This window comes from Methyloceanibacter sp. (assembly GCF_051306395.1).
Lineage (GTDB): Bacteria > Pseudomonadota > Alphaproteobacteria > Rhizobiales > Methyloligellaceae > Methyloceanibacter.
In genome coordinates this window covers 1-5,169 of record NZ_JBPPND010000192.1, presented here as the reverse complement: position 1 = coordinate 5,169, position 5,169 = coordinate 1, and the positions used below count along the sequence as shown (strand labels likewise).

Annotated in this window: 6 protein-coding genes and 1 pseudogene; 4 read left to right on the top strand and 3 right to left on the bottom strand. The window is 63.4% G+C overall.

What is annotated here, in order from left to right:
- Positions 1-234 precede the first annotated feature (234 nt).
- The 4 genes from ACSLE4_RS10055 (at position 235) to ACSLE4_RS10040 (ending at position 3,539) form a co-directional block, all read left to right on the top strand.
- On the top strand, positions 235-2,013 hold the full coding sequence (locus tag ACSLE4_RS10055; RefSeq protein WP_435904322.1) for a PAS domain-containing sensor histidine kinase: 1,779 nt from the start codon (positions 235-237) through the stop codon (positions 2,011-2,013).
- Positions 2,014-2,120: 107 nt separating this feature from the next.
- On the top strand, positions 2,121-2,867 hold the full coding sequence (locus ACSLE4_RS10050) for a peptidoglycan-binding domain-containing protein (RefSeq protein WP_435904321.1): 747 nt from the start codon (positions 2,121-2,123) through the stop codon (positions 2,865-2,867).
- Between the two features lie 82 nt (positions 2,868-2,949).
- Positions 2,950-3,237 carry a DUF1491 family protein gene (locus ACSLE4_RS10045; RefSeq protein WP_435904320.1) on the top strand — a complete coding sequence of 96 codons (288 nt, stop codon included), beginning with the start codon at positions 2,950-2,952 and terminating at the stop codon, positions 3,235-3,237.
- A gap of 110 nt (positions 3,238-3,347) precedes the next feature.
- A complete protein-coding gene (locus ACSLE4_RS10040; RefSeq protein ID WP_435904319.1) occupies positions 3,348-3,539 on the top strand; it encodes a hypothetical protein in 192 nt (63 codons plus the stop codon).
- On the opposite strand, the gene ACSLE4_RS10035 is transcribed toward ACSLE4_RS10040, so the two are convergent.
- The 3 genes and pseudogenes from ACSLE4_RS10035 to ACSLE4_RS10025 form a co-directional block, all read right to left on the bottom strand.
- Positions 3,528-4,109 (bottom strand): DUF1254 domain-containing protein, encoded by a 582-nt coding sequence (locus tag ACSLE4_RS10035; RefSeq protein ID WP_435904318.1) that lies wholly within the window; start codon positions 4,107-4,109, stop codon positions 3,528-3,530. The genes ACSLE4_RS10040 and ACSLE4_RS10035 overlap by 12 nt on opposite strands.
- On the bottom strand, positions 4,100-4,768 hold the full coding sequence (locus ACSLE4_RS10030) for a DUF1214 domain-containing protein (RefSeq protein WP_435904317.1): 669 nt from the start codon (positions 4,766-4,768) through the stop codon (positions 4,100-4,102). Before ACSLE4_RS10030 ends, ACSLE4_RS10035 begins: the two co-directional genes overlap by 10 nt.
- A 34-nt stretch (positions 4,769-4,802) precedes the next feature.
- Positions 4,803-5,169: pseudogene (locus tag ACSLE4_RS10025) on the bottom strand (hypothetical protein); the annotation flags it as partial.

Genomic DNA, 5,169 nt, shown 5'->3' with positions numbered 1-5,169 from the left:
GACTTTGGTAATACTTGTTTCAAATTCATCGCTATTGCGCGGAGAATTTAACTAAAGTCCGGCGCAAATCGGTAAGGTTTGCGCCGCCTGGTCATCGGGGGTTTCAGCGCGGCGTAGCGTAAAACGGCCCCCAACCCGAACGCCAGCGGCGCTTTATGCTTTCCTTAAGCGCGGGTGCGAATAATCCCCGACCAAGACAATTCGGGGACGGTAGCGGCGGCTCGCCGCTCTGAGATGCGTGTGTTTAGTCGTGAGAGTGTCCGTGGGCTGGCCGCCTATTTCGAGTCGCTGGTCCATGGGACGGCGCGCGGCGATGCGTTAACCATCGCGCGCCACCAATCCTTCATCGCTTCGCGTCTGCTTGGGGGCCTTCTGGCCCTATGCGTGTTCCCCATCTATCTCGTGGTGGGTGGGAAGCCGACACTGCTCGGCGCCGTGGCTTTCCTTTGGCTCCTGTCGCCGATCGCCATCGCCATCTTTCTGTCGCGGACGGGCCGGTTCGCCGCTGCGCATTTGATCTCGGCCGCGAATTTCGCAGGTCTTGTGACCTATTGCGCGTGGCTCACGGGTGGCCTTGGTTCCGCTCTCCTGCCATGGCTTGTCGTCGTGCCGCTCGAAGCCGGACTTGCGACCGACCGGCGCATTGTCGCCTGGGCGGCGGGCGCGGCTGGACTTGGTCTCGCGGTCCTTGCGCTTCTCAGCATGGCCGGGATGGTGCCGGCGCCGCTCACGTTGCCGCTGCCGGCGGATGCGTTCTCGTTCCTCGGCGTGGCGTCCGCCATGGCCTATGCCGCCGGATTGGCCGCGATGGTCCAGATGGTTCACAAGCAATCGGAGAACGCCATCCGCGCCGGCGAAGAACGCTACCGGCTGCTGGCCGAGAACGCCAACGACATGATCACGCGTCACGACGCGAAAGGGCGCGTGACATTCGTGTCACCCGCCGGGCAACACCTCTTAGGCGAGCCCGTGCAGAAGCTTCTGGGAGACGGTCTCTTCGAGCATGTGCATGTGGCCGACCGGCCAGCCTATCTGACGACGCTCTCCCGGTGCCAGGCCAACAACGAAGCGATGGCGGTGGAGTTCCGCGTGCGCCGCGCCGGGGCGGGCGATGCTGCACGCTACGCTTGGGTGGAGATGCGCTGCCGGCCGATGCCGCCCACGGACGGGAGCGACAGGTCCGGCATCGTCGCCGTTACCCGCGACATCTCCGAGCATAAGGTGCAAGAGTCCGTGCTGCTGCGCGCCCGGGACGAGGCGGAAGGCGCGAGCCGAGCCAAGACGCAATTTCTTGCGAGCATGAGCCACGAACTCCGCACACCGCTCAACGCGATCATCGGCTTCTCCGAGATTCTCAATCGCGAGTTATTCGGTGCGCTCGGCGAAGTGCGCTACCGGGATTACGCCCGGCTGATCCACGAGAGCGGCGAGCATCTGCTCAACGTGGTCAACGACATTCTTGACATGTCGAAAATCGAGGCAGGCAAGTTCACGATCGTGAAGGAGCCGTTTGACGTGGTTTCGCTGGTGAATTCATGTTGCGACATCATGCGCCATACTGCGGAGCAGAAGGGGCTGTCCCTGAAAGTCGATATTTCACCGGGTATCCCAGAGCTTGCCGCCGACAAGCGCGCGTGCAAGCAGATGCTGCTCAACGTGATTTCGAATGCCATCAAGTTTACCGAGTCCGACGGATGGGTGAAGGTCTCGGCTAATGTCGAGGATGACACTGTAGTCTTCGCGGTGTCCGACAACGGAATCGGCATTGCCGATCAAGACCTGCCGCGTCTCGGCAGTCCGTTCGTGCAGGCCAAGGGCTCATACGACCGCAGCCATGAAGGCGCCGGGCTTGGACTGTCGGTGGTGAGGGGCCTTGCCCGCCTTCATGGCGGAACTCTTGAGCTTACCAGCACGCTCGGCAAGGGCACCACGGCGCGGATCGTTGTTCCGCTCGATGCCCCGTCCGAGCCGGTCGAAGCCCCGGCGGATGCGCCGACGGTCTCGGCTGCATGAGGGCGCCCTCTGCGCTCGTTTAGTAACTCTTTAGTTTCCGCGGCCAAGATGCACGCGGAGGGGCGGGGTGCTCTCCCGCCTTCGATTCTCAAACGTTAACGGAAGCAATGGGCGTAGTTTCAGCGCGACTCGTGTTCCTAGCCTTTCTCGGGCTGACCGGAACTATCATCTACAACGCGCTCTATCTTCAGGAGCACGGACCGCACGGTGTCGCCAGCGCGCCGGCGACGACCGTAGTGCGCCAGGTCGCGACGAAGACGATCCCCGTCGCGCCCAGGGATGCCCCCTCCGATCTCGAGACGCCGCCTTTGACCGAGCCCCCCGCCGATCTCGGTATAGCGCCTGTCAGCACGGATCTCCCGCCCTTGGCGCCCGATGCTGGCGAATCCCAGCTTGTTGTCAGGGCGGTTCAGCGAGAGCTTTCGGCGCGAGGCTATGATGTGGGGCAAGTGGACGGCCAGTTGTCCGGCAAGACACGCGCGGCCATCTCATCGTTTCAGACGAAAGAGGGATTGTCCGTGACGGGCCTCCCAAGCGACGATCTGTTGCGTCAAATCCTGCTTGGCGACAGCGTGGCTCCGTCGGCCGCGACTGGATCCGTCGTTCCTTCCGACGGCATCGCCGCGAACGCGGCCGAATATGGGACGGTGATGCGGGTGCAACAGGTTCTCGCCGATCTCGGCTATGCGCCTGGCCCCGTCGATGGGGCATGGGGGGAGAACACGTCGCACGCGATCAGCGCCTTCCAGCGCGACCGCAACCTTGACGAGACAGGACAGATCACCCCTGAGCTCCTCGAGGAATTTCAGCGCGTGACGGGCCAAGATCTCACAAAGACAGCCGCACACCCCTGATTTTCGCGCTAGTCTCGCCGCAATGCGTTTACGGAGCGGGATTTGGGTCAGCGCGTATCTGCGCCGCTGTCAGGCGGAGGCCGTGCCTGTGGTCGTCGTGCGCCGAGGCGACACCGAAGCGGGCGCGATCTTCATCTCGATCGATAGGCTCGATGGCACCGTGTGCCTTTACGGCCCGGCGCCGGCGGGGCTGGAGGGCAGCGATACGGACCGGCGCTGGGTGCGTTGCCTCGAAGGTAGGGCGGCGACACCACAGGAGGTCAGCATCTATCTGGCGCGGCAAATCGAATTCGATCCCGATCTTTGGGTCATCGAAGTGGAAGACAAAGCGGGGCGGCACTTTCTAAATGACGATCTGGTCCGGGCTTGAGTGGTTTGCCAGGTTAGGAGTTCGTTAACCTTACTTGGGCCTAATTCGCGAGAGGCGCACCCGCGCCACACCATCGCGCGTCGCGTGAGGTAATCCGTGGAGACTTGAGCATGGCGACCATTTTGGAATTCCGCCGAACCGAGGACGCCGCGGCTAGCAAGTCCGTCGAAGGGTCGCTCGGTGAGATCATCATCTTCCCGGGCGTACGCATCGAGCGTCACGCGCTGGCCGATGCGCCGGACCAAATGTCATCGATTGACCGGCGGCGTCCGCCACGTGTCCGGAAAAAGTCACGGGCCTGACGGATCAGGGCTTGAGCTCCTATGCGGGCCGCAATAGGTGGCCTTCAGCGCGCGCTCGGCTTCGGCGCCACGGCTGGGCCCAGCGAGCGGGGCGCGGATCAAGGCAATTCCTTCGACGACAGGCGAATTGACTACCACCACGTTGTTAAACGCCTCGGGGGCATCGACTCCAACTTCGGCGACCGTCTGGTCCTTCGTGGCGATGATCAGATCGATCTCTGGCTGTTTCATATCGGCGCCGATGACCGCGTAATAATTTTCGCCTAGCGGTGTGTAGAACGCGACGAGCCAGAGCTCGTTGGCGATCTCCGCTCTTAGGCGCACCGGACCATTTGAGAGGTCGTAGCGGCACACGGCGTAGCGCACGTCCGGAGCCATCATCGGCATGACCTGACGTCCCGGGGCGGCCGCCGGCAGCTGAATCATCGTGTTGGCCGGTCCGAGGGCGGCGAGCCGCGCATGGGCGTCGCGCGGTGCAAGCATAGGCAGCGTCAGCACGGCCACGACGTGAATGAGGCCGGCGAGCACGACGCCCAAGGCGATATAGAGTCCGGGAAGACTTACTCGCATCGGATGCGCTCGATCGTTGGGAGCCGGTCGTAAGGAATCTGACCGATCCCGCTAATGTCGGTGTCGCGTGAGCCATAGACGCGCAAGACAAGCATGAGGCTGCGATTGGGGTCGGTTCCGCTCGGGAGCCAGTTTTCAGGCCTGGCATTGCGCGACACGTTGATGCGGAAGCTCCCGTCGGCACGGCGAATGGCTTCTTCGCTGTTGAAGCTGTAGCGCTTGGAGGGGTTCGCAATCAGCGATCCATATTCGTTGTAGAGAGCGATCGACCACCAGCGCGCGTTCAGAGGAGCGCCGATGATCAAATACTCGCAGCCGGCGCTGAGACTGCTGCCGCGGCTGTCGGTGTTCGCCACGAAATAGCGCGCGGCCGTGGACGTGAGGGGGAGGCGGCCGCTGCGCGCAAGATGAGCACGGGTGTAGGGGTCGGCGTTTGGGTTGCCTTCGCTAAGCCAGCTCTTCCACGGGCCGATATGTGCGGTCGTCAGTAGTGAGCCCCGCTCGATCATGTACCAAGCGGACCCGATGCCCAGGATCAGCGCCACGGCAAACGTGCCGATGAAGTAGCCGAGCGCACGCATGGACGTGCTGCCCTCTTCACGCCACAGGCTGCTGCGCGTCGAGTTGCCCGTTAGCGGCATGTTCGGGAGTGCGGTCACGCGGGCATCGTCTTTCGATATGCGTGGGTGGCGTCTACTGAGGAATGGTGGAGGCCGCGCGACCGGCGGACGCCGTGTCCTCGTTGGCAGCCGGCGGCGGCTTGGGATCGGTGTCTGCGGCCGACGCCAAGTTCGGTTGAGCTGAGGCGGAGGACGCCTTCGCGCGCCGTTGGCTCGTCTCGTCGTCGGTCTTCAGGAGCGGCGCTTTCTTGAGGAGCTTGCCGATCTCCTGAAGCACTTGGCGTGTCGCGGCCGGCATGTCCTTCACGTTCTCGGCCGGCGGAGGCACCGGCAACTCGGCCGTGGCGCTTTGCGACATGATGGCGGCGATCCTTTGCTGCTCGGCGACCTGGCGCGGATGCGGCTCGACACCTGGGATCACCGGGATGTTGTCCGTATCA